This window comes from Nonomuraea sp. NPDC047897, assembly GCF_043204415.1.
GTDB lineage: Bacteria > Actinomycetota > Actinomycetes > Streptosporangiales > Streptosporangiaceae > Nonomuraea.
The window spans coordinates 37,438-55,969 of record NZ_JBIDCC010000020.1 but is presented as its reverse complement, the minus strand read 5'-3'; the positions used below and the strand labels follow the sequence as shown (position 1 = coordinate 55,969).

The 18,532-nt window shown below is 74.0% G+C and carries 18 protein-coding genes; 10 read left to right on the top strand and 8 right to left on the bottom strand.

Going from position 1 to position 18,532, the window contains the following annotated elements:
- Positions 1-231 precede the first annotated feature (231 nt).
- Positions 232-1,854 (top strand): serine/threonine-protein kinase, encoded by a 1,623-nt coding sequence (locus ACGF0J_RS34005; protein WP_393152622.1) that lies wholly within the window; start codon positions 232-234, stop codon positions 1,852-1,854.
- Between the two features lie 15 nt (positions 1,855-1,869).
- Here ACGF0J_RS34005 and ACGF0J_RS34000 read toward each other — a convergent pair whose 3' ends face one another.
- A complete protein-coding gene (locus ACGF0J_RS34000) occupies positions 1,870-2,463 on the bottom strand; it encodes a TetR/AcrR family transcriptional regulator (RefSeq protein WP_393152738.1) in 594 nt (197 codons plus the stop codon).
- A 54-nt stretch (positions 2,464-2,517) separates the two neighbouring features.
- On the opposite strand from ACGF0J_RS34000, the gene abc-f reads away from it, so the two are divergent.
- The 3 genes from abc-f to ACGF0J_RS33985 are packed head-to-tail and all read left to right on the top strand — an operon-like array spanning position 2,518 to position 5,990.
- The gene (abc-f, locus tag ACGF0J_RS33995; protein ID WP_393152620.1) at positions 2,518-4,089 is read left to right on the top strand and encodes a ribosomal protection-like ABC-F family protein; all 1,572 of its coding nucleotides are present in this window, start codon (positions 2,518-2,520) and stop codon (positions 4,087-4,089) included.
- Entirely contained in the window at positions 4,083-4,988 is a 906-nt protein-coding gene (locus ACGF0J_RS33990) for a virginiamycin B lyase (RefSeq protein WP_393152618.1), read from the top strand. The genes abc-f and ACGF0J_RS33990 overlap by 7 nt, the downstream gene beginning before the upstream one ends.
- Positions 4,989-5,042: 54 nt before the next feature.
- Positions 5,043-5,990 (top strand): quinone oxidoreductase family protein, encoded by a 948-nt coding sequence (locus tag ACGF0J_RS33985; RefSeq protein WP_393152616.1) that lies wholly within the window; start codon positions 5,043-5,045, stop codon positions 5,988-5,990.
- Positions 5,991-6,131: 141 nt separating this feature from the next.
- Here the strand turns inward: ACGF0J_RS33985 and ACGF0J_RS33980 are convergent, their stop codons facing one another.
- The 3 genes from ACGF0J_RS33980 to ACGF0J_RS33970 are packed head-to-tail and all read right to left on the bottom strand — an operon-like array spanning position 6,132 to position 8,834.
- Positions 6,132-7,151: a PucR family transcriptional regulator gene (locus tag ACGF0J_RS33980; protein ID WP_393152614.1), complete on the bottom strand. Its 1,020-nt coding sequence runs from the start codon at positions 7,149-7,151 to the stop codon at positions 6,132-6,134.
- The gene (locus ACGF0J_RS33975; RefSeq protein ID WP_393152612.1) at positions 7,151-7,945 is read right to left on the bottom strand and encodes an ABC transporter permease subunit; all 795 of its coding nucleotides are present in this window, start codon (positions 7,943-7,945) and stop codon (positions 7,151-7,153) included. The genes ACGF0J_RS33980 and ACGF0J_RS33975 overlap by 1 nt, the downstream gene beginning before the upstream one ends.
- On the bottom strand, positions 7,923-8,834 hold the full coding sequence (locus tag ACGF0J_RS33970; protein WP_393152610.1) for an ABC transporter ATP-binding protein: 912 nt from the start codon (positions 8,832-8,834) through the stop codon (positions 7,923-7,925). Before ACGF0J_RS33970 ends, ACGF0J_RS33975 begins: the two co-directional genes overlap by 23 nt.
- Before the next feature lie 136 nt (positions 8,835-8,970).
- On the opposite strand from ACGF0J_RS33970, the gene ACGF0J_RS33965 reads away from it, so the two are divergent.
- Positions 8,971-9,531 carry an ArsR/SmtB family transcription factor gene (locus ACGF0J_RS33965; protein WP_393152608.1) on the top strand — a complete coding sequence of 187 codons (561 nt, stop codon included), beginning with the start codon at positions 8,971-8,973 and terminating at the stop codon, positions 9,529-9,531.
- A 61-nt stretch (positions 9,532-9,592) separates the two neighbouring features.
- Positions 9,593-10,480, top strand: a complete 888-nt coding sequence (locus ACGF0J_RS33960; RefSeq protein WP_393152606.1) for a DNA-3-methyladenine glycosylase family protein — start codon at positions 9,593-9,595, stop codon at positions 10,478-10,480.
- 52 nt (positions 10,481-10,532) lie between these two features.
- Here ACGF0J_RS33960 and ACGF0J_RS33955 read toward each other — a convergent pair whose 3' ends face one another.
- Positions 10,533-12,026 carry a cobyric acid synthase gene (locus tag ACGF0J_RS33955; RefSeq protein WP_393152604.1) on the bottom strand — a complete coding sequence of 498 codons (1,494 nt, stop codon included), beginning with the start codon at positions 12,024-12,026 and terminating at the stop codon, positions 10,533-10,535.
- 141 nt (positions 12,027-12,167) lie between these two features.
- Between ACGF0J_RS33955 and ACGF0J_RS33950 the strand changes: the two genes are divergently transcribed.
- From ACGF0J_RS33950 to ACGF0J_RS33935, 4 genes are all read left to right on the top strand, one after another.
- A complete protein-coding gene (locus ACGF0J_RS33950) occupies positions 12,168-12,851 on the top strand; it encodes a hypothetical protein (protein ID WP_393152602.1) in 684 nt (227 codons plus the stop codon).
- Positions 12,848-14,149, top strand: coding sequence for a hypothetical protein (locus ACGF0J_RS33945; RefSeq protein WP_393152600.1), 1,302 nt, complete (start codon positions 12,848-12,850; stop codon positions 14,147-14,149). Before ACGF0J_RS33950 ends, ACGF0J_RS33945 begins: the two co-directional genes overlap by 4 nt.
- A gap of 105 nt (positions 14,150-14,254) precedes the next feature.
- A complete protein-coding gene (locus tag ACGF0J_RS33940) occupies positions 14,255-15,535 on the top strand; it encodes a protein kinase (protein ID WP_393152598.1) in 1,281 nt (426 codons plus the stop codon).
- Between the two features lie 99 nt (positions 15,536-15,634).
- Positions 15,635-16,882 (top strand): hypothetical protein, encoded by a 1,248-nt coding sequence (locus ACGF0J_RS33935; protein ID WP_393152596.1) that lies wholly within the window; start codon positions 15,635-15,637, stop codon positions 16,880-16,882.
- A gap of 58 nt (positions 16,883-16,940) precedes the next feature.
- Here the strand turns inward: ACGF0J_RS33935 and ACGF0J_RS33930 are convergent, their stop codons facing one another.
- From ACGF0J_RS33930 to ACGF0J_RS33920, 3 genes are all read right to left on the bottom strand, one after another.
- The gene (locus ACGF0J_RS33930) at positions 16,941-17,396 is read right to left on the bottom strand and encodes a pyridoxamine 5'-phosphate oxidase family protein (protein WP_393152594.1); all 456 of its coding nucleotides are present in this window, start codon (positions 17,394-17,396) and stop codon (positions 16,941-16,943) included.
- A 108-nt stretch (positions 17,397-17,504) separates the two neighbouring features.
- The gene (locus ACGF0J_RS33925) at positions 17,505-17,969 is read right to left on the bottom strand and encodes a helix-turn-helix transcriptional regulator (protein ID WP_393152592.1); all 465 of its coding nucleotides are present in this window, start codon (positions 17,967-17,969) and stop codon (positions 17,505-17,507) included.
- A 94-nt stretch (positions 17,970-18,063) separates the two neighbouring features.
- Complete coding sequence (locus ACGF0J_RS33920) at positions 18,064-18,474, bottom strand: VOC family protein (RefSeq protein ID WP_393152590.1); 411 nt, start codon at positions 18,472-18,474, stop codon at positions 18,064-18,066.
- Between the last annotated feature and the right edge of the window lie 58 nt (positions 18,475-18,532).

Genomic DNA, 18,532 nt, shown 5'->3' with positions numbered 1-18,532 from the left:
CCGCCCGGGGGAAGGCGGGCGCTACGTATCGAACATATGTTCTCAGGGCTCGGAGCGCAAGTCGCCCGGCCACCTTCACGGCTACCCGCACGGGCCGGGGTGATGCCCGGCCGGACGCGCCCGGACCACGCTCCCGCGGGCTCCGCGCAGCCCCGCCGTCGGCGGAGTCATCGCCGTCGTTCCGTGTCGGGCCCGCCCGGACCGGACACGATGTCGGTAAGCTAACCCGCCGTGAGCGGTGAATCCTCGCACATCGGGCGCTTCCGGCTGCTGAGCGTGCTGGGGCGAGGCGGGATGGGCACGGTCCATCTCGCCGAGGACCCCGCCGGGCAACGCGTCGCCGTCAAGGTGATCAACCCGGAGCTCAGCCAGCACGAGCAGTTCCGCATGCGCTTCCGGCGGGAGGCGGACGCCGCGCGCCGGGTGCGCAGGTTCTGCACCGCCGCGGTGCTGGAGGCCGCTCTCGACGGCGACCAGCTCTACGTCGTCACGGAATACGTGCCCGGCCCCAACCTGGAGCAGGCCGTCGAGCAGTCCGGCCCGCTGACGGGGTCGAGCCTGGACGCCCTGGCCGTCAGCGTGGCCACCGCGCTGACCGCGATCCACGGGGCCGGGGTGGTGCACCGCGACCTCAAACCGTCCAACGTGCTGCTGTCGCCCGTCGGCCCGAGGGTGATCGACTTCGGCATCGCGCGGGCGCTCGACACGCTCGGCGGCGTCACCGGCACCGGCGAGCTGATCGGCACGCCCCGCTACATGGCGCCCGAGGTGCTGCGCGGGGAGCCGGTCTCGCCCGCGTGCGACGTGTTCTCGTGGGGGTGCCTGGTCGCGTTCGCCGCCAGCGGGCAGGCCCCGTTCGGCGGCGGCACGCTGCCCGCGATCGTCTACCAGGTGCTCAACACCGAGCCCGACCTGAGCGCGGTCGAGCCGGGGCTGCGGGAGCTGGTCGCCTCCGCGCTGCGCAAGGACCCGGCCGCGCGGCCGACCGCGCAGCAGTTGCTCGACCATCTGGTGGGCCGTTCGGCCCAGCCGGAGCAGGCGGCCCACACCGTTCAGGTGGCCTGGCAGCAGGCGACGACCCCGTTCACCGGCGCGCCGCCGTTCGCGGCGCGCGGGAGGCGGGGGCGGCTCCTCGCGGGGCTGGCCGCCGGCGTGCTCGCTCTGGCGGCGCTGGGCGCGGGCGCGTGGGCGCTGCTCACCCCCAGCGGCCCGCCCGAGCTGCCGGTCCTCTACCAGGAGGACTTCACCCAGACCACCGGCGGCTGGCCCGGCACCTACGACGCCGACGAGGACGCCAGCTACGGTTACCGCACCGACGGCACGTACGGGCTGGACGTCGAGGAGCACAGCGAGGAGCGGTGGGCCAGGGCGCCGCTGCCCTACCTCACCGCCACGCCCACGACCTCGCCCGACCCGTCGGCCACGCCCACGCCGATGCTGCCCGAGACCGTGCTCATCGCCGTCACGGCCAAGGTCCAGCACGTGACCGGCAGCGGCGAGTACGGCGTCTACTGCCATGCCGCCGAGGACGACACCTACTACGAGTTCGGCGTGGACACCACCGGCAAGGCACGCATCCGGCGGATCTCCGACGGGTCGGGCGGCACGCTGGCCCAGCCGGTGCAGGTGGCCGGCCTGCCGGGCACGGCCCGCATCGAGGCGGCGTGCGAGCAGTCGGGCAGCACGGTGCGGTTGACGATGTGGGTCAACGGCGAGCGGGTGCACCAGGTGGAGGATCCGAACGGCATCGGCAACGGCACGCTGGGGCTGTTCGCCCGCACGACCAAGGACGGCGAGTCGCTGATGAAGACCACGTTCGACGACTTCGAGCTGCGCGGCACCAAGGAGCCCTGAGCGCCGCCGGGCGGCTCAGAGCACCCCGGCGCGGGCGGCGGCCAGGGCGGCGGCGGCCGCGCGGTCGGCGTCGTCGTCGGTGACCGGCTCGTGGGAGACGAACAGCCGGTAGTAGACCGGCGCGATCGCCACCCGGACCACCTCGTGCCCGTCCACGCCCTCGGGCAGCTCGCCCCGTGCCACGGCCCGGCGCACGACCTCGGCCGACTGTTCGTGCCGCGCGGTGAGGAAGTCGTGCAGGGAGCGCGCGGCGTCCGGGCTCTGCATGGCCGCCGCCACGAACGCCGCCGCCACCGGCCCCGCTTCCGGGTCGCCGAACCCGGTCCGGACGAGCCGCACGATCTCCCGCAGGTCCCCTTCGACGGAGCCGGTGTCGGGGACCGGCCACGGCTCGTCGCGGGCCAGCTCCAGCGCGTCGGCGATCAGCCCTTCGACGTTGCCCCACCGCCGGTAGACGGTGGTCTTGTGCACGCCCGACCGTTCGGCGACGTTCTCGACGGTCAGGCCGCCGAACCCGTGCTCCGCCAGCTCGGCCAGCGTGGCCTGCCGCACCGCGTCGCGCACCCGCGCGCTGCGCCCGCCGGGGCGCTTCCCAGACTCCAAAGTCAACTCCAGTTGCGTTTGTGGGCTCACTGTGACACGCTAAAGCTACATCAGTTGCGATTGGAGTTCCCTCTGACCATCCTGCGTAACGTCTCCAAGTCCTACGACCACCGGCGCGTCCTGTCGGGCGTGTCCCTGTCCGTCCGGCAGGGCGAGCGCCTCGGCATCGTCGGCGACAACGGCTCGGGCAAGTCCACCCTGCTCCGGCTGCTCGCCGGAATCGAGCTGCCCGACGACGGCCAGGCCGACCCGGGCGGCGACGTGGGCCACCTCGGCCAGACCCTCGACCTGCCGCCGGAGCACACCGTCCAGCAGGCGGTCGACGCCGCGCTCGCCCCCCTGCGCGCGATGGAACGGCGGATGCGCGACCTGGAGACCGCCATGGCCGCCCCCGGCGGCGCCGAGGCCGCGCTCATGGACGAGTACGGCGAGCTGCTCACCGCCTACGAGGCACGCGGCGGCTACGAGGCCGACTCCCGGGTCGACAAGTCACTCCACGGCCTCGGCCTGTCCCACCTCCCGCGCGACCGGGCGCTGGCCGAGCTGTCCGGCGGCGAGCGGGCCCGGCTCGGTCTGGCCTGCCTGCTGGCCGCCTCACCGGAGACGCTGCTGCTCGACGAGCCGACCAACCACCTCGACGTGCCCGCCGTCACGTGGCTGGAGGAGCGGCTGCGCGACCACCGGGGCCCGGTGGTCGTCGTGTCGCACGACCGGCTCTTCCTCGACCGGGTTGTCACCGCCGTGATCGAGGTTGAGGACGGCGCCGTCACCCGCTACGGCGGCGGCTACTCCGGCTTCCTGGCCGCCAAGGCGGCGGCCCGCGCCCGGCGGGAGCAGGCCTACGCCGACTGGTGCGAGGAGGTCCGCCAGGTCCGCGAGCGCGCCGCGACGACCGCGCACCGGGTCGCGGCCGGCCGGGAGATGCGCGACAACAACAAGATGGCCTACGACCGCAACGCCGGCCGGGTGCAGAGCTCCATCTCCAGCCGCGTACGCAACGCCCAGGAACGCCTGCGCCGCCTGGAGGCCGACCCGGTCCTCCCGCCGCCCCGGCCGCTCCGCTTCCGCGGCGCCTTCGGCGACGCCCCCGCGACCGGCCGGGTGCTGGCGGAGCTGCGTGACGTCCGGGTCGGCGACCGGCTCCAGGTGGACGCGCTCACGATCACGGCGGGCGAGCGGCTGCTCGTCCACGGGGCCAACGGCGCGGGCAAGTCCACGCTGCTCCACGCCATCGCCGAGCGGGCCCGCTGCCGGGTGGGCCACCTGGAGCAGGAGACCGCCTTCGACCCTGGGCTGAGGATCCTCGACGCCTACGGCCACGGCCACCCCGCCGAGCGGCGAGCCGCACTGCTGGCCACCGGACTGTTCCGGCCCGAGACGCTCGACCTGCGCGTAGGCGCGCTCTCCGAGGGCCAGCGGCGCAGGCTCGCGCTGGCCCGGCTGCTCGCCACCCCCTGCGACCTGCTCCTGCTCGACGAACCGACCAACCACCTGTCCCTCGACCTGGTTGAGGAGCTGGAGCAGGCTCTCGACCGCTTCCCCGGCGCGCTCGTCGTCGTCACGCACGACCGCGCCCTGCGGCAACGCTTCAGGGGCAGGGAGCTCGAAATGTCTGGAGGACACCTTTGCTGACCAGGATTCCCGACGGAGCACCGTACGGCATCGCCACCGGCCCCGACGGAGCGCTGTGGTTCACCCTCGTGCACCAGGGGCGCATCGGCCGGATGGTGCCGGGCCATGACCCGGCCGTCCACCAGCTCGACCCGGCCGACGGCGGCCCGACCGTCATCGTGGCGGGAGCCGACGGGGCGATGTGGTTCACCGAGTTCCAGGGCGGCCGCATCGGCCGCATCACGGCATCCGCCCCCGGCACCGGGCCAGAGGCCGGGTTCGAGGTCACGTCGTACGAGGTCGGCGGGGCGTACGGGCTCGCCGTCGGCCGCGACGGGGCGATGTGGTTCACCCGGTTGCAGGCCGACAAGGTCGGGCGGATCGACGGCGACGGCACGATCACCGAGTACGACGTGCCGGCGCCGGGCGGCATGCCCTCGACCATCGCGGCCGGGTCCGACGGCGCCATGTGGTTCACGCTCAACCAGGCCGACGCCATCGGCCGGATCTCGCCGGACGGCGCGGTGTCCGTCCATCCGCTGCCCACCGAGGCGGCCGCTCCGGTGGGCATCACGGCCGGGCCCGACGGGGCGCTGTGGTTCGTCGAGATCGGCGCCGGCCAGATCGGGCGGATCGCCACCGACGGCACGATCACCGAATACCCGCTGCCCGACCGCGCCTGCCGGCCGCATGCCATCGTGACCGGGCCCGACGACGCCCTGTGGTTCACCGAGTGGGGGGCCGGCCGGCTCGGCCGGATCACGCCGGACGGCGCCGTCGAGGAGTTCGACCTGCCCGCCGTGCCCGGATCGGCCGGCGCCGAGCCGCACGGCCTCACCGTCGGCCCGGACGGCGCGCTCTGGGTGGCCCTGGAGGCGGGCGGCCTCGCCCGGATCGCGGTCCCTCCACCCGCCGGATGACGGATCCGGCGGGCCGGTGGAATCCCGGCAGGGGCGCGGGAGTTGACTGGAGACATGCGTGCCATAGTCATCGCCGCCCACGGCGGTCCAGAGGTCCTCGAATACGCCGAGCATCCCGACCCGGTGCCGGGTGACGGGGAGGTGGTGGTCGACGTCGCGGCGAGCGGCGTCAACTTCATCGACATCTACCACCGCTCCGGGGCCTACCCGCTCCCCCTGCCCAGCCCCATCGGGTCCGAGGGCGCGGGCGTCGTGTCCGCCGTGGGGCCGGGCGTGCCGGACGTCGCGGTCGGCGACACCGTGGCCTGGGCCGGCGTGCTCGGCAGCTACGCCGACAAGGCCGTCGTCCCGGCCGGCCGGCTGGTGCCCGTGCCCGGCGACGTGCCCGCCGAGCTGGCCGCCGCCACGATGCTCCAGGGCATGACGGCCCACTACCTCACCCACTCCACCTACGCGGTGCGGGAGGGCGACCACGTCCTCGTCCACGCCGCCGCCGGCGGCATGGGCCAGCTCCTGGTCCAGCTCGCCAAGCTGAGGGGCGCCAGGGTGTTCGCCACGGTGTCGAGCGACGAGAAGGAGAAGCTGGCGCGCGCGGCCGGGGCCGACGAGGTGCTGCGCTACGACGACTTCGCCGAGGCGCTGCGCGGGCGGATGCACGTCGTCTACGACGGCGTGGGCGCCGCCACGTTCGACGGCGGGCTGCAGGCGCTGCGGCCGCGCGGCCTCATGGCGCTGTACGGCGCCGCCAGCGGGCCGGTGCCGCCCGTCGACCCGCAGCGGCTCAACCAGGAGGGTTCGCTGTTCCTCACCCGGCCGAGCCTGACGCACTACATCGCCGACCGGGGCGAGCTGCTGCAGCGGGCGTCCGACCTCTTCGGCTGGATCGGGGAGGGACGGCTGCGCGTCAACGTGTCGCACCGCTACCCGATGGCGCGGGCCGCGCAGGCCCACGAGGACCTGGCCGCCCGCCGCACCACCGGCAAGCTGCTGCTCCTCCCGTGACCTGACCCTGCCCACGCCCCTGCCCCTGCCCACGCCGTGCTGCGCTGGGCGGGAGCGGCGTACCCGGTGTGGATGGGTGCACGGATGCTGCTCACCAAGCAGCGGCACGACGAGGGGGCTACGCAGGCGGGCGGGCGCGGTTCAGGGCCACGGCCAGTCGAGGAGGCGGGCGCCCAGCACGGCGGTCTGCAGGGTGAAGCGCTGCGTCGGGTCGTCCGGCGAGAAGCCCGTCAGGCGGCGGACCCGTTCCAGACGGTAGGTGACGGCGCGGGTGCTGATGCCCAGCCGGCGGGCCGCGGCCGTCTGGTTGCCCTGCGCGGCGAAGACCGCCTCCAGCGTCTCCAGGAGCGGCTCGTGCCCGCCGCGCGAGCGCAGCAGCGGGCTGAGCACGCTGGACACCAGGTCCTCCATGGCGGTCCTGTCACGCAGTAGGACGGGGAACACCAGCAGGTCGGCCGCTCTGACCACGTCGGGAGCCAGCCCGAGCCGGTCGGCCAGGTCGAGCGCGCCGGTCGCCTCCCGGTAGGAGGCGACGATCCCGCCGGGCCCGCGCTGCGGCCGTCCGACGCCGACCCGCCAGCCGGGCGCGAAGCAGGCGCGCACGTGATGGGTGAACTCCCCCACGGCCGCCGGCAGCGTGGCCGGCGCGACACAGACGAGCAGGCCGTCGCGGACGGCGACCAGCACGTTGTGCGAGCCGAAGCGGGCGATCAGCTCACGTTCGATGCGGTCGCGCTCGCCGTCGCCCATCCCGCGGGCCACGGCCACCACGTACGACTCGGCCAGCCGCAACCCGAAGTGCTCGGCCCGCTCGGCCAGCCGTTCGGCCCGGCCCTGCAGCAGGTCGTCGACGAACTCCCGGCGCGCCGCCTCCTCCTCGCGCAGCGCGGCCAACTGGGCCCGTTCGTAGCCCTCCATCAACGCGGCGACCGCCCTGCGCAGCGTGGCCAGGACGGCGGACGGCCCGTCCGTCCCCTCGGCGGCGGCCAGCGCGGCGTCGATCAGCGCCCGGAGCGGCACCCCGAGCCGGGCGGCCCGCGCACCCGCGTCGCGGTAGGCGTCCAGCGCCGGCCGGTCCGGCAGCCGCCCGGTGCCGGCCGCCGCGGCCAGCACCCGTAAGTGCCCGTCCAGCAGGTCGGCGGGCACCGGCGAGACCGCCATCACACCCCCACGTCGCGCCTGTCGAAGGTGAGGACGGCGACGAACGCGAACACGGCGACCGCCCCCGCGAGCACAAGGTAGTCCCCGGCCGGCAGCCCCTGGTAGAGCGGCCTGCCCTCCGCGTAGTAGTGGAACGGCGAGACCCATTTGAGCCAGGCGACGGCCTCGACGTTCCGGCCCACCGTGACGACCATGTAGCCGAGCACCGCCCACGCGCCCACGGCGGCGCTCGCGACGGCCCGGCGGCCCGTGGCGGCGCCGACGGCCAGCGTCACCGTGCCGAACAGCAGCGCCAGCAGGTAGACACCGGTGTGGGCGGCCAGGATGCGGTCGAACCCCACGTCCATCCCGGTGCCCGCCGCGAGGGCGCACACGACCAGCAGCGTCACGGCGGCCACGATCAGCAGGCCCAGGGCCAGCGCGGCGAACAGCCGCGCCACCAGGCTGCGCCGGCTCATCGGCAGCGTGACGACCAGCTCGAAGGTGCCCGACTCCTCCGGCCCGGCGAGCGACCGGCCGGCCAGCCCCACCGCGCAGACGACGAACAGCGCCGGCACCATGAGCTGGTAGACGACCGACTGCAGGAAGCCGAGCGCGGTGGCGAAGTCCTGCAGCCCGCCCATGAGGTCGCGCAGCGCCCCGGGGTACTTCGCCAGGGCCTGCGCGCTGTAGGTGGCCGGGTCCTGGACGATGCTCGGGTAGACGACGCCGAGGTACAGCGTCAGGAAGGCGCTCAGCCCGAGCGACCAGCCGAGGAGCGACCGGCGCTGGTCACGCAGAGACTTCGAGATCATCGTCCTGGTCCTCCTCGCTGTAGTAGGTGAGGAAGATCTCCTCCAGGTCCGGCTCGGCGCTGACCATGTGCACGACGGTGAACCGGGCGGCCGCCTTGACCAGCGGGTCCGGCCGGCCGTCGATCGTGCAGCGCAGGCTCGCCCCCTCGACGCGCAGGTCGCGCACGCCGGGCAGGCCTTCGAACGCCTCGCGGGGCACGGGCGCGTCGAAGTGGAACTCCACCGTACGCACCGCCCGCTCCCGCAGGGTCGCCACGTTCTCCACGGCGACCAGCCGGCCGGCGCGGACGATGCCGACCCGGTCGGAGACGTGCTCGACCTCCGCGAGCACGTGCGAGGACATCAGCACCGTACGGCCGGCGGCGCGCACCTCGCGCACCATGGCCAGGAACTCCTGCTGCACCAGCGGGTCCAGGCCGCCGGTCGGCTCGTCCAGGACGAGCAGCTCCGGCTCGTGCATGAACGCCTGGATCAGCCCGATCTTCTGCTTGTTGCCCTTGGAGAGCTTGCGCATCGGCGCCGACAGGTCGGCGTCGAGCCGTTCGGCCAGCGCCTCGACGCGACCGGGCGGCACGCCGCCCCGCTGCCGGGCCAGGAACGCGAGATGGTCGCGGGCCCGTTCGCGGCCTTCGAGGACCAGCTCGCCGGGCAGGTAGCCGATCCTGGACCGGACCGCCGCCTGCCGGGCGTCGACGCCCAGGACGCGCACCCGGCCGCGGGTGGGCCTGATCACGTCGAGCAGGAGCCTGATGGTCGTGGTCTTGCCGGCGCCGTTCGGCCCGACGTAGCCGAAGATCTCGCCCGGCAGGATGTCGAGGGTGAGGTCCTCCAGCCCCCGGCGCCCGCCGTAGTACTTGGTCAGCCCTTCGGCCTGCACCACTGCTGTCATGCCGCCATGGTGACGTTCGCGCGGGGCGCTGTCAGGAGCGCGTTCCGGCAGGGTCGGCCCCGCTTCGTTTCCGGCATCCGGCAACAGCCCGGGCGCCGCCGCTCCGGAATTCCGGATCGACGGTAACGTGCGGAACGTGAGCGGCATCGAGGAACGCCTCGCCGACCTGGAGGCTCGGGTGGCGGCGCTGGAGAGCGAACGGGCCGTGCCGGGCGGCGACGGCGGCCCGGCCGGCGGCCGGAGCGGTTCCGGCGGAGCCCAGGACGGTCCGGCGGGCGCCCAGGCGAGCCCGGCGGGCAGTCCGGCGGGCGGCCCCGCGGGCGGCGACACGGGCCGGCTGGTCTACGGCGGCGAGGCCCGCCTGGGCGGTCGGGCCTGGGCGTGGCAGGTGGCCCGCTCCCCCGGCTGGCTGGTCGAGCGGCCGGCCGCCCCGCTGGCGGCGGTGCTGGCGGCGGCCGGCCACCCGGCCAGGCTGCGCATCCTGCAGCTCCTCGTCGTGGGCCCCCGCCCCATCGCCGAGTTGCAGAGCGAGCTGAACCTCGCCTCCCAGGGCCAGCTCTACCACCATCTCAAGACGCTGACCTCGGCCGGCCTGGTGGAGCAGCCCGAGCGGGGCGTCTACCGGGTTCCGCCCACGGCGGTTTTCCCGGTGCTCACCCTCGCCGCCGCCGCCGTCGACGTGGCGGGTGCATCCTGACCGGCAGGCCGACGGTGGAGCGCTGCCCCGGCGGGTCCGGCGGGGCGTCTACCCTACGCCCATGACGACGCACGGATTCATGATCGACGCCGTGGGCCCGTTCGACTTCGGCGCCGCGCTGCGTTTCGTGGCGGACTGGCCGGCCACCGGGGCGCTGCCCTGCGACGGGCGGGCGCTGCGCTTCGCCTACTGCGCGGAGTCCGACTGGTTGCCGGTCGGCGTGACCGTGACCGCCGCGCCGGGCGGGGTCGCGGTCGCCACGACGCGACCGGCGGGGCCGGGGATCCGGGGCGAGGTCGCGCGGATCCTGTCCCTCGACGTGGACGGCTCCGGTTTCGCCGCGCTCGGCGAGGCCGATCCGGTGCTCGGCGACCTGCAGCGGCGCGGTCCCGGCCTGCGGCCGGTGTGCTTCTGGAGCCCGTGGGAGGCGGCGTGCTGGGCGGTCGTCGTGCAGCGCTCGTCCATGCTCGTCGCCGCCCGGATCAAGCAGCGCATCGCCGAACGGTTCGGCGCGAAGGTCACCGTGGACGGCCGGGAGTACGCGGCCTTCCCGCCGCCCGTGACGCTGCTGGAGGCCGGCGGTCTCGGCCTGCCCGCGCAGAAGGAGGAGTGGCTGCGCGGGCTGGCGCGCGCGGCGCTCGACGGCGTGCTCACCGCCGAGCATCTGCGTGCGCTCGCGCCCGAGGAGGCGCTGGCCGAGCTACGGGCCCTGCCCGGCGTGGGGCCGTTCTCGGCCGGGCTGATCCTGATCCGGGGCGCGGGCGCGCCGGACGCGTTCCCGGGTGACGAGCCGCGCCTGTTCGCGATCCTGCGCGAGGTGTACGGCCTGCCGGAGGACGCGCCGCCGGCCGCGTACCGCAGGCTGGCCGAGGCCTGGCGGCCCTACCGGTCCTGGGCGTCCTTCCTGTTCCGGGCGGCCGCCTACGGCGTCGTCCCGGTGGACCGGTGAGGCGGAGCCGGGCGGCCCGATTACCGGTCCGGTGAGGCGGAGCCGGGCGGCCCTAGACGGGGGCCGGCGCGCCGGGAGGAAGGACGGGCACGCCGGGCGGGCCGTGTTCGATGAGGCGCAGCAGCGCGTCCGTGTCGAGGTGCCGTTCCACCAGGTCGCCCAGGGCGTCGAGGCGGTCCTCGCGCAGCCGGGCGAAGTCCGTGTCCGGCGCGGGCACGAAGTCGCGGCCCGACCGCGCCGCCACGTCGGCCAGGAAGGCGCGGCGGAAGGCGTCGTTCTCCAGGGCGCCGTGCCAGGTGGTGCCCCAGACGTTCGCGACGCGGCAGCCGTCGAGGAACGGTTCGCCGCCCTCGACGGTGGCGACGCCGTGGTGGATCTCGTACGCGGTGACCGGATGCCCGTAGGCGTGACCGGACGGCCGGGCCAGCGTCTTGCCGGCGGCGAACTCGACCCGCACCGGCAGCAGCCCCAGCCCTTCGACCTTGCCCGCCTTCGACTCGACCTCGTCGACGATCTCCCGCCCGAGCATCTGGAAGCCGCCGCAGACGCCCAGGATCGGCCCCGGCCGGGCGGCCAGCGCCGCCGCGAGGCCCGTACGCCGCAGCCAGGCCAGGTCGTCCACCGTGGCCCGGGAGCCGGGCAGCACGACGAGGTCGGCGTCGTCGAGCTCGCCCGGCCCCCGTACGAACCGCACCACCACGCCCGGCTCCGCCGCCAGCGCGTCCAGGTCGGTGAAGTTCGAGATGCGCGGTAGCCGCACCACGGCCACGCGCAGCGTCTGCCTGCCGTACGGCTCGCCCACGGCCACGGAGCGGCCGTCGAGCGCCAGGGAGTCCTCGACGTCCAGCCAGAGCCCGTCGAGCCACGGCAGCACGCCGTACACCTGCCGGCCGGTCACCGAGCGCAGCATGTCGAGCCCGGGTTCGAGCAGTTCCCTGGCACCGCGGAACTTGTTCACCACGAATCCGGAGATCAGCGCCTGGTCGGCGGCGTCCAGCAGCCCGACCGTGCCGTAGAAGGCGGCGAACACTCCGCCCCTGTCGATGTCGCCCACCACGACCACCGGCAGGTTCGCGGCCCGTGCGAGGCCCATGTTCGCGATGTCGCCGCGGCGCAGGTTGATCTCGGCCGGGCTGCCCGCCCCTTCGCACACCACGACGTCGTAGGCGTCCCGCAGCCTGCCGAACGACGCCAGTGCCGTCTCGCGCAGGAGCTCCTTGAGCTCGCCGTACTCCATCGCGTCCACGTCGGCGACCGGCTGCCCGAGCAGTACGACCTGGCTGCGCCGGTCGCTGCCGGGCTTGAGCAGGATCGGGTTCATGTCCGCGGCCGGTTCGAGGCCGGCGGCCTGTGCCTGTACGGCCTGGGCGCGGCCGATCTCGGCGCCGCCGGCGGTGACGTAGGAGTTCAGCGACATGTTCTGGGCTTTGAACGGCGCCACCCGGACGCCCCTGCGGGCCAGCCATCGGCAGATCCCGGCCGTCAGCACGCTCTTGCCCGCGTCGGACGTGGTCCCCGCCACGAGCAACGCCCCTCTGGTTCGCACGCGCCGGATCCTCCCACACCTCGGCACGCGGGATATATCCGGGCGTACACGGAAATCGCCTACCGCCCGCTGTCCGCCGATGAGAGGTGGCGCCGGGGAAAGCGGCGGATATTCCGCGTAGCAGCCATTACAGTGCTCGGCATGCTGGTCATCTCCCTGCAGGCCATTCTGGAAGAGGCGACCTCGGACCACCGGTTCGACGTGGGGAACGTCAAGGATCTGTCCCATCTTCTCCAACCCGAGAATTTGCGGGCATTACGGAATTACTCCTCTGTATGCTGTTTTCTCGCATTTCACCCGGCCGGTGATCCGCCGATCGTCGACTACGTCCGTTCCGGCACCATGGCGGACGACAGCGGGCCCCACGTGCTTGTCCTCTTCACCCTGGATCGGCCCGCCCCCATCGCGGTCCCCGTCGGCGCGGGCGCGTTCGGGCAGTGGGCGGAGGTCGGCGTGGGGGTGGACCCGGCCTACCGGATGGTGCGGACGCTCTTCAGCGGTTCACGCGTCCCGCCGCTGCCCGGCCTGGTCGTCTTCCGGGACCTCTCCGAGGACACCGACGGGGTCTACCTGCCGCTCGGGCACCTGGAGTCCGAGCGCGAGGTGCGCCTCCACCTGCGCGAGGTGTTCGCCGAGATGGACCATTTGGCGGCGGCGGGCAAACCGGGGCGATTCCTCGACGACCTCGGGGTCCAGTGGACCCGCCGCGGGCTGGCATACGAGCGGACCGACCGGCGGCCCATGCGCGAATGGCTGATCGAGGGCTTCCGGGCGGCGCGCGAGAACTACGGCGACATCGTCGGAACGATCGGCATGTTCGGATGATCCCCACGGCATGGCGGGCGCGGCAGGCGCCGCCCGGGGCCGAGCTGCTCGTCGAGGTGCTCGCCGGTCTGACGAAGGAGGCGCTGCTCGCCAGCGCCTGCGACGCCGTCGTCGGCCTGCACCGGTTCGGCGTCCGGTTCGAGCAGCGGCGGGCCCGGCACACGGTGCTCGTCGGGTTGGCCGGCGGGCTGGAGAAGGCGATCGGCCTGCGGTTCGACCCCTCGATGGACGTGCCCTTCCTGCGGCTCGCGCGGGACGGCGACGGAGAGCTCAGCGGGTACCTGTCCCGCCGGTCCGACTACCTTCCATCGGCGTGGGCGACCGACCTGCTGGCCCGCTGGGACGTCCAGGACACGCTCCGGGAGTCCTGGCGCGCCTCCGGCGACGACCCCGACGCCAACAGCCGCCTGCTGGAGTCCGCACGGCTGCTGCGAGCGGCCCTGCACCACGCGGCACGGACGGGAGAGCCCACGTCCGCGATCGAGTACATCGCGGACGTGGTGTCGGCCGGACTGTGCCGCGACGTCACGGGCGCCGCGCGGGCCATCACCCTGGTGCTGCGGGCGCCGGCCGAGGCCGGCACCGCCGACGCGCTGGTCCGGGCCTTCTTCGGCGGGCGCCTGCCGGACACCGGCCGAGCCTGGGCCGCCGCTCCGCTGACCGAGCCGGCGCTCTCCGCCCTGCCGCGCCGGGCCGCGCCGGTGATGAGCATGCTGGTGGAACGCTCGTACGGCCTGCTGGACGACGCCCGGCAGAGCGGCGGCTTCGACTCCTGGTTCATGGCCCTCACCAGGGCCGCCGGCATGATCCGGTGTGTCACCTACGTGCTGCGGTGGGCCACGGAGCGGATGCCTCTCGGCCTCCGGGCGGTCTACGGGCAGTTGGCCGAGCTGGACGCCCACTACAGCGGGACGGTGGCCGGGCTCCGAGTCGCCCGCCCGCCGATCATGCGAGGCGTCGTCGCCCACATGCGGCACATGGCGGCGATGTTCCGCGCGGGGGGTGACACGACCGGTGACCGCTTCGCACGCGAGGCCCTCCTCATCCCGCGCCCCCTCCTGGAGGAGGATGCGCACCTCCCGGAGGCGTGGCAGGGGCCGGGCTGCCACACGGCCCCGATCCTGGCGAGACCGCCCGGGCCGCTCGACCGGCTGACACCCTGTCAGGCGGTCGTGGCCGACGCCGCGGACCCGGCCCGCTGGCACGCGCTCGCGGCCCACCTCGACGCCCGGGGCGCCACGTGGGCGGCGCGGATGTCCGCCGCCATGGCGGGCACAGCCGCGGCCCAGGCGCCCTGAGCCCCGCCTGGTCGCCGCTTCCCCGTTGATCACGAATGCGAGACACCCCGACAGCCGCGCTGATAGTTTGTGGCCCTCTCTGTCGGTGTGTTCTGGGGGGCCCGCGTGAGCCAGCCGTTGGCGGAGGACGATCCGCGGCGATTAGGCCCGTACGACATCACCGCCCGCCTCGGGGAGGGCGGCCAGGGCGTCGTCTACCTGGGGCGGACGACGTCCGGTGCGCAGGTCGCCGTCAAGCTCCTGCACCGCGGCCTGCTGACCGACCCCGACGCGCGGCACAGGTTCCTGCGCGAGGTGGAGATCGCCCGGCGCGTGGCCAGGTTCTCCACCGCGCCCGTCGTGCACGCCGACCTCGCCGGCCAGCGGCCGTACATCGTCAGCGAGTACGTGCCCGGCCCGTCCCTGCGCGACCTCGTCACCGCCGAGGGCCCGCGACGCGGCGCCGCACTCGACCGGCTGGCGATCAGCACCGCCACCGCGCTGGCCGCCATCCACCGCGCCGGGGTCCAGCACCGCGACTTCAAGCCCGCCAACATCCTGATGGGCCCGGAAGGTCCCGTCGTGATCGACTTCGGCATCGCCCGCGCTCTCGACGCGCCGGGCACCGCGTCCACCGGACCGCTGATGGGGACGCCGTCCTACCTCGCCCCGGAACAGTTGGGCGGGGCGCCGGTGACCGCGGCGGCCGACATCTTCGCCTGGGGCGTGACCATGGTGTTCGCCGCCTCGGGCCGGCCCGCGTTCGGCGTGGACTCCACCCCCGCGGTGATCAACCGCATCCTGCACGCCAAGCCGGTGATCTCCGGGCTGGACGGACCGCTGCTGCGGCTCGTCACCGCCAGCCTGGCCAAGAACCCGGCCGGCCGGCCCACCGCCGACGACCTGGTCGCCCGGCTCACCGCGCTCCCCGGGCGTCCCCCGGCGCGCCGGTCCCGACGTACGTTGATCGCGACGATCGCCGGCACCGCGGCGGCGGCCCTGCTGGTCACCGGCGGCGTGCTGCTCGACCTGGGCGGCGACCCGGCGAATCCGCCCCCCGCGGGCCTCGCGACGTCCCGGCCACCGGTGCTGCCCAGCCCCTCCCCCGCCACCGTGTCGGCGCACACCCGACAGGCCGAGCGACGGACGTCACCCCCGGCGCCCGAGCGGACGTCCCGCCCGAAGACGTCGGCGCCGGCCACCAGGGCGGCCCGCAGCCCGAGCCCGGTGAGCCCGCCGACGGCACAGGAGCACCGCGGCACCGCCACGGCCCCCACCCCCGACCCTGAGCCCGAACGCACCAGCGGACCGGCCCCCGCGCCCACCACCACGGCTCCGGCGTGGCCCCCCGCGGACTGGGCCACCCCGCCCGCGAACCCCTACACCTGCATCCCCTCGGTGTGCTGACCCCGCACCGTCGAATCGGCGCCCGAACCCGGCACGGAACCGGGAGGAGGCACGGCTACCTTTGACCATGATCAAGGCTACGGAAGGGACGGTTGATCTGTGACGGAACCCACGCTCCACGCACGCGGCGCCGGATTCGACGACTCACGCGTCCGTCTTGAGGAGACCGCCACGGTGCTGCAGGGACTGCAACGGCGGGGTGACGGCAGCAGCGGAGACGTGCACGCGGCGGCCGAGCTGTCGCTGGGCGCCCTCGGACTGGTCGGCGAGGCCGCCCGCCTGCGGTACAACAAGGGTTTCGCGGACTTCCGCGAACGCCTGGCGCGTGGCGGGCTGTCCGCCACGCAACTGCCGGAGCGCATCACCACCAGCAAGGAGGGCTACGCCCAGGCCGAGCACTCCGGTGTGCGTGCGATGCTGGCGCTGAAGGACGCCACCGGCTCTCTCGACTACCAACTGCTTCAGGACGGCGGCACCTACAGCAGCGTCAATCCCCTGTTCGGACCACCGAACCGGGACAAGTTGTGGCAGTTGGCGGCAATGGACGGTGCCGCGGCAGGCGGCGCGCTGGCGGGGCTGAAGCTGCGCAACATGCTGGCCAACAAGCAGTACGTCGCCCTGGGCAGCGACTACGAAGACCGCTACCACCACAACCAGCAGGTAGAGAAAGCACACAGGAGCGGCGACCGGGACAGGATGCAGAAAGCCGCGGCCGCCAAACAGAAGTCCGATCTGTCGCGCGCCGCGCGGCAGAGCAGCCGCACCGCCGCGCTGCTCAAGGCCGCCGCGGGCCTGTCGTTCGCCGCCGTCATGGGATCACTGCTCTGGTCGACCGCGATCGTCCGCAGCGACGACGAGCTCGACGCGCACGTCGACTACTGGGCGGACATCGCCAGGGAGCTCGATGCCCAGTTCGGCGGCGGTGACCCCGCGGGCAGGCGGGCCCTTGCGGAGGCGTGGAGCGGCGGCGCCATGGAGGCGGCCGACGCGAAGCTGCGGGCCTTCATGACCGCGGGGATCCAGCTCTCCGACCGTGCCGTCGCGCACGCCTACGACCTGGCGCAGGCGGTGGAGACCCTCAACGCCGTGCACGACATGGCCGTGATGCTGACCGCGGCCGAGGTGGGAACCCTGCTGATGGTTCGCATGATGTACTCGATCAACCCCGTCGCCGCCCTGACGCTCCAGGAAGCCGTCGGGCGCAAGCTCACCATCACCGTCATGGCCCTGCACAGCGCGCTCTTCGGTGTCATGGGCACGGTGCTGTACGCGGGCATGGACGCCCAGGCGCACAGCTCCGGGCCGGACGGCGTACCGGCTCAGGACTTCCCCGTGTGGGAGGCGTAGCGACCTGCGGACCTGAGGCCCGCGACCGCCCGTCGGGATGGGGTGTTGGCGTGCGGTGTCAGCCGAGCCAGCGGCCGTCGCGCATGAGGTCGCGTCCCCGCAGCTCGTTCGCCTCCCGCCAGGCCTGGATGCGTCGTGGCCGGATCAGGAAGTACTGGTAGGGCTCGTCGAGGTCGCGGGGGTCGAAACCGGTCTTGGCCGCGAACGCGTCGCCGGTCCCCGGGGCGAGGTCGGCGAGATCCACCGGCTCGGCGGCGCCGTCGACGACGACCACGTCGCGGGTCGGCCCGAGACCGAGTCGCACCCGGCCGTCCGCCAGCAGGTTGCGGCCGGTGACCGAGGAACGCGGCGTCGAGACGAGGAACGCCGTGCCGTCCCACAGGTACGAGAGCGGGATCAGGTGGACCCCGTCCGACGAGCCGGGCGTGGCGACCCAGAGATCGACGTCGCTCTCCAGTCTCGCGCGGGTGTCCCGCAGTCTCTCCTCCAGCTCACGCGGCGGCGCGGCCGTCATGTTTCCTCCAGTCACCTGCATCTTGTGGGCACACGAAGCGTACGCATCCGTCCGGCGGCCACCCCACCCGCCCCCATGACCGGCGCGGCGCACTCCGAGGTCCCGCGATCACGCCGGTTGCGGCCCGCGGACCTGCGCCCGCCGATTCCTGACCGGTCTGGTGACCTGTTTCGCCACGCACGACGGCATCCCCGCCACTGCGTCAGCCGCCTGACGCTGGTAGGCGCTGGGCGGCATGCCGACCAGCTCGGTGAAGCGGGTGCTGAAGGTGCCCAGCGACGAGCAGCCGACCGCGAAGCAGACCTCGGTGACGGTGAGGTCGCCACGTCGCAGCAGCGCCATCGCCCGCTCGACGCGCCGCGTCATCAGGTAGGAGTACGGCGACTCGCCGTAGGCGAGCCGGAACCGGCGGCTGAGGTGCCCGGCCGACATGTTCGCGCCACGGGCGAGCGCCTCGACGTCCAGCGGCTGCGCGTACTCGCGGTCGATCCGGTCGCGGACGCGGCGCAGCCGCGCCAGGTCGTTCAGGCGGTGCGCCGCGGTGAGCGCGCGTCCCCATGCGGGATGGCACATGAGAGAACTCCTGTCGTCGATGTTCACGGGCATGGGGACGCCCCGAGGGAGGCGACGACCCGTGCTCGCCGGTGCGGGTGTCCCGCCGAACGGCTCAGCGGATCTCCTGGATGCGGACGAGGTTGCCGGCGGGATCGCGGAAGGCGCAGTCACGGACGCCGTAGGGCTGCTCGGTCGGCTCCTGAACGACCTCGGCGTCGCCGGCCTGCACCTGCTCGAAGGTGCCGTCGAGGTCGCGGGTGGCCAGCAGGATCCAGCCGTAGGTGCCCTTGGCCATCATCTCGGCGATGGTGCGGCGTTCGTCCTCGGTGATCCCGGGGTCGGCGGCCGGCGGCGCCAGGAGGATCGACACGCCGGGCTGGCCGACCGGGCCGACCGTGATCCACCGCATCCTGCCGTGTCCGACGTCGCTGCGAACCTCGAAGCCGAGGGTGTCGCGGTAGAAGGCCAGGGAGGCGTCCGGGTCGTCGTGCGGCAGGGTGCTGGCGTGGATGCTGATGTCCATACCCGTCACGTTAGCCGCGCGGCGGTGACCGGCACTTCTCGATTCCTGACCGGTCGTG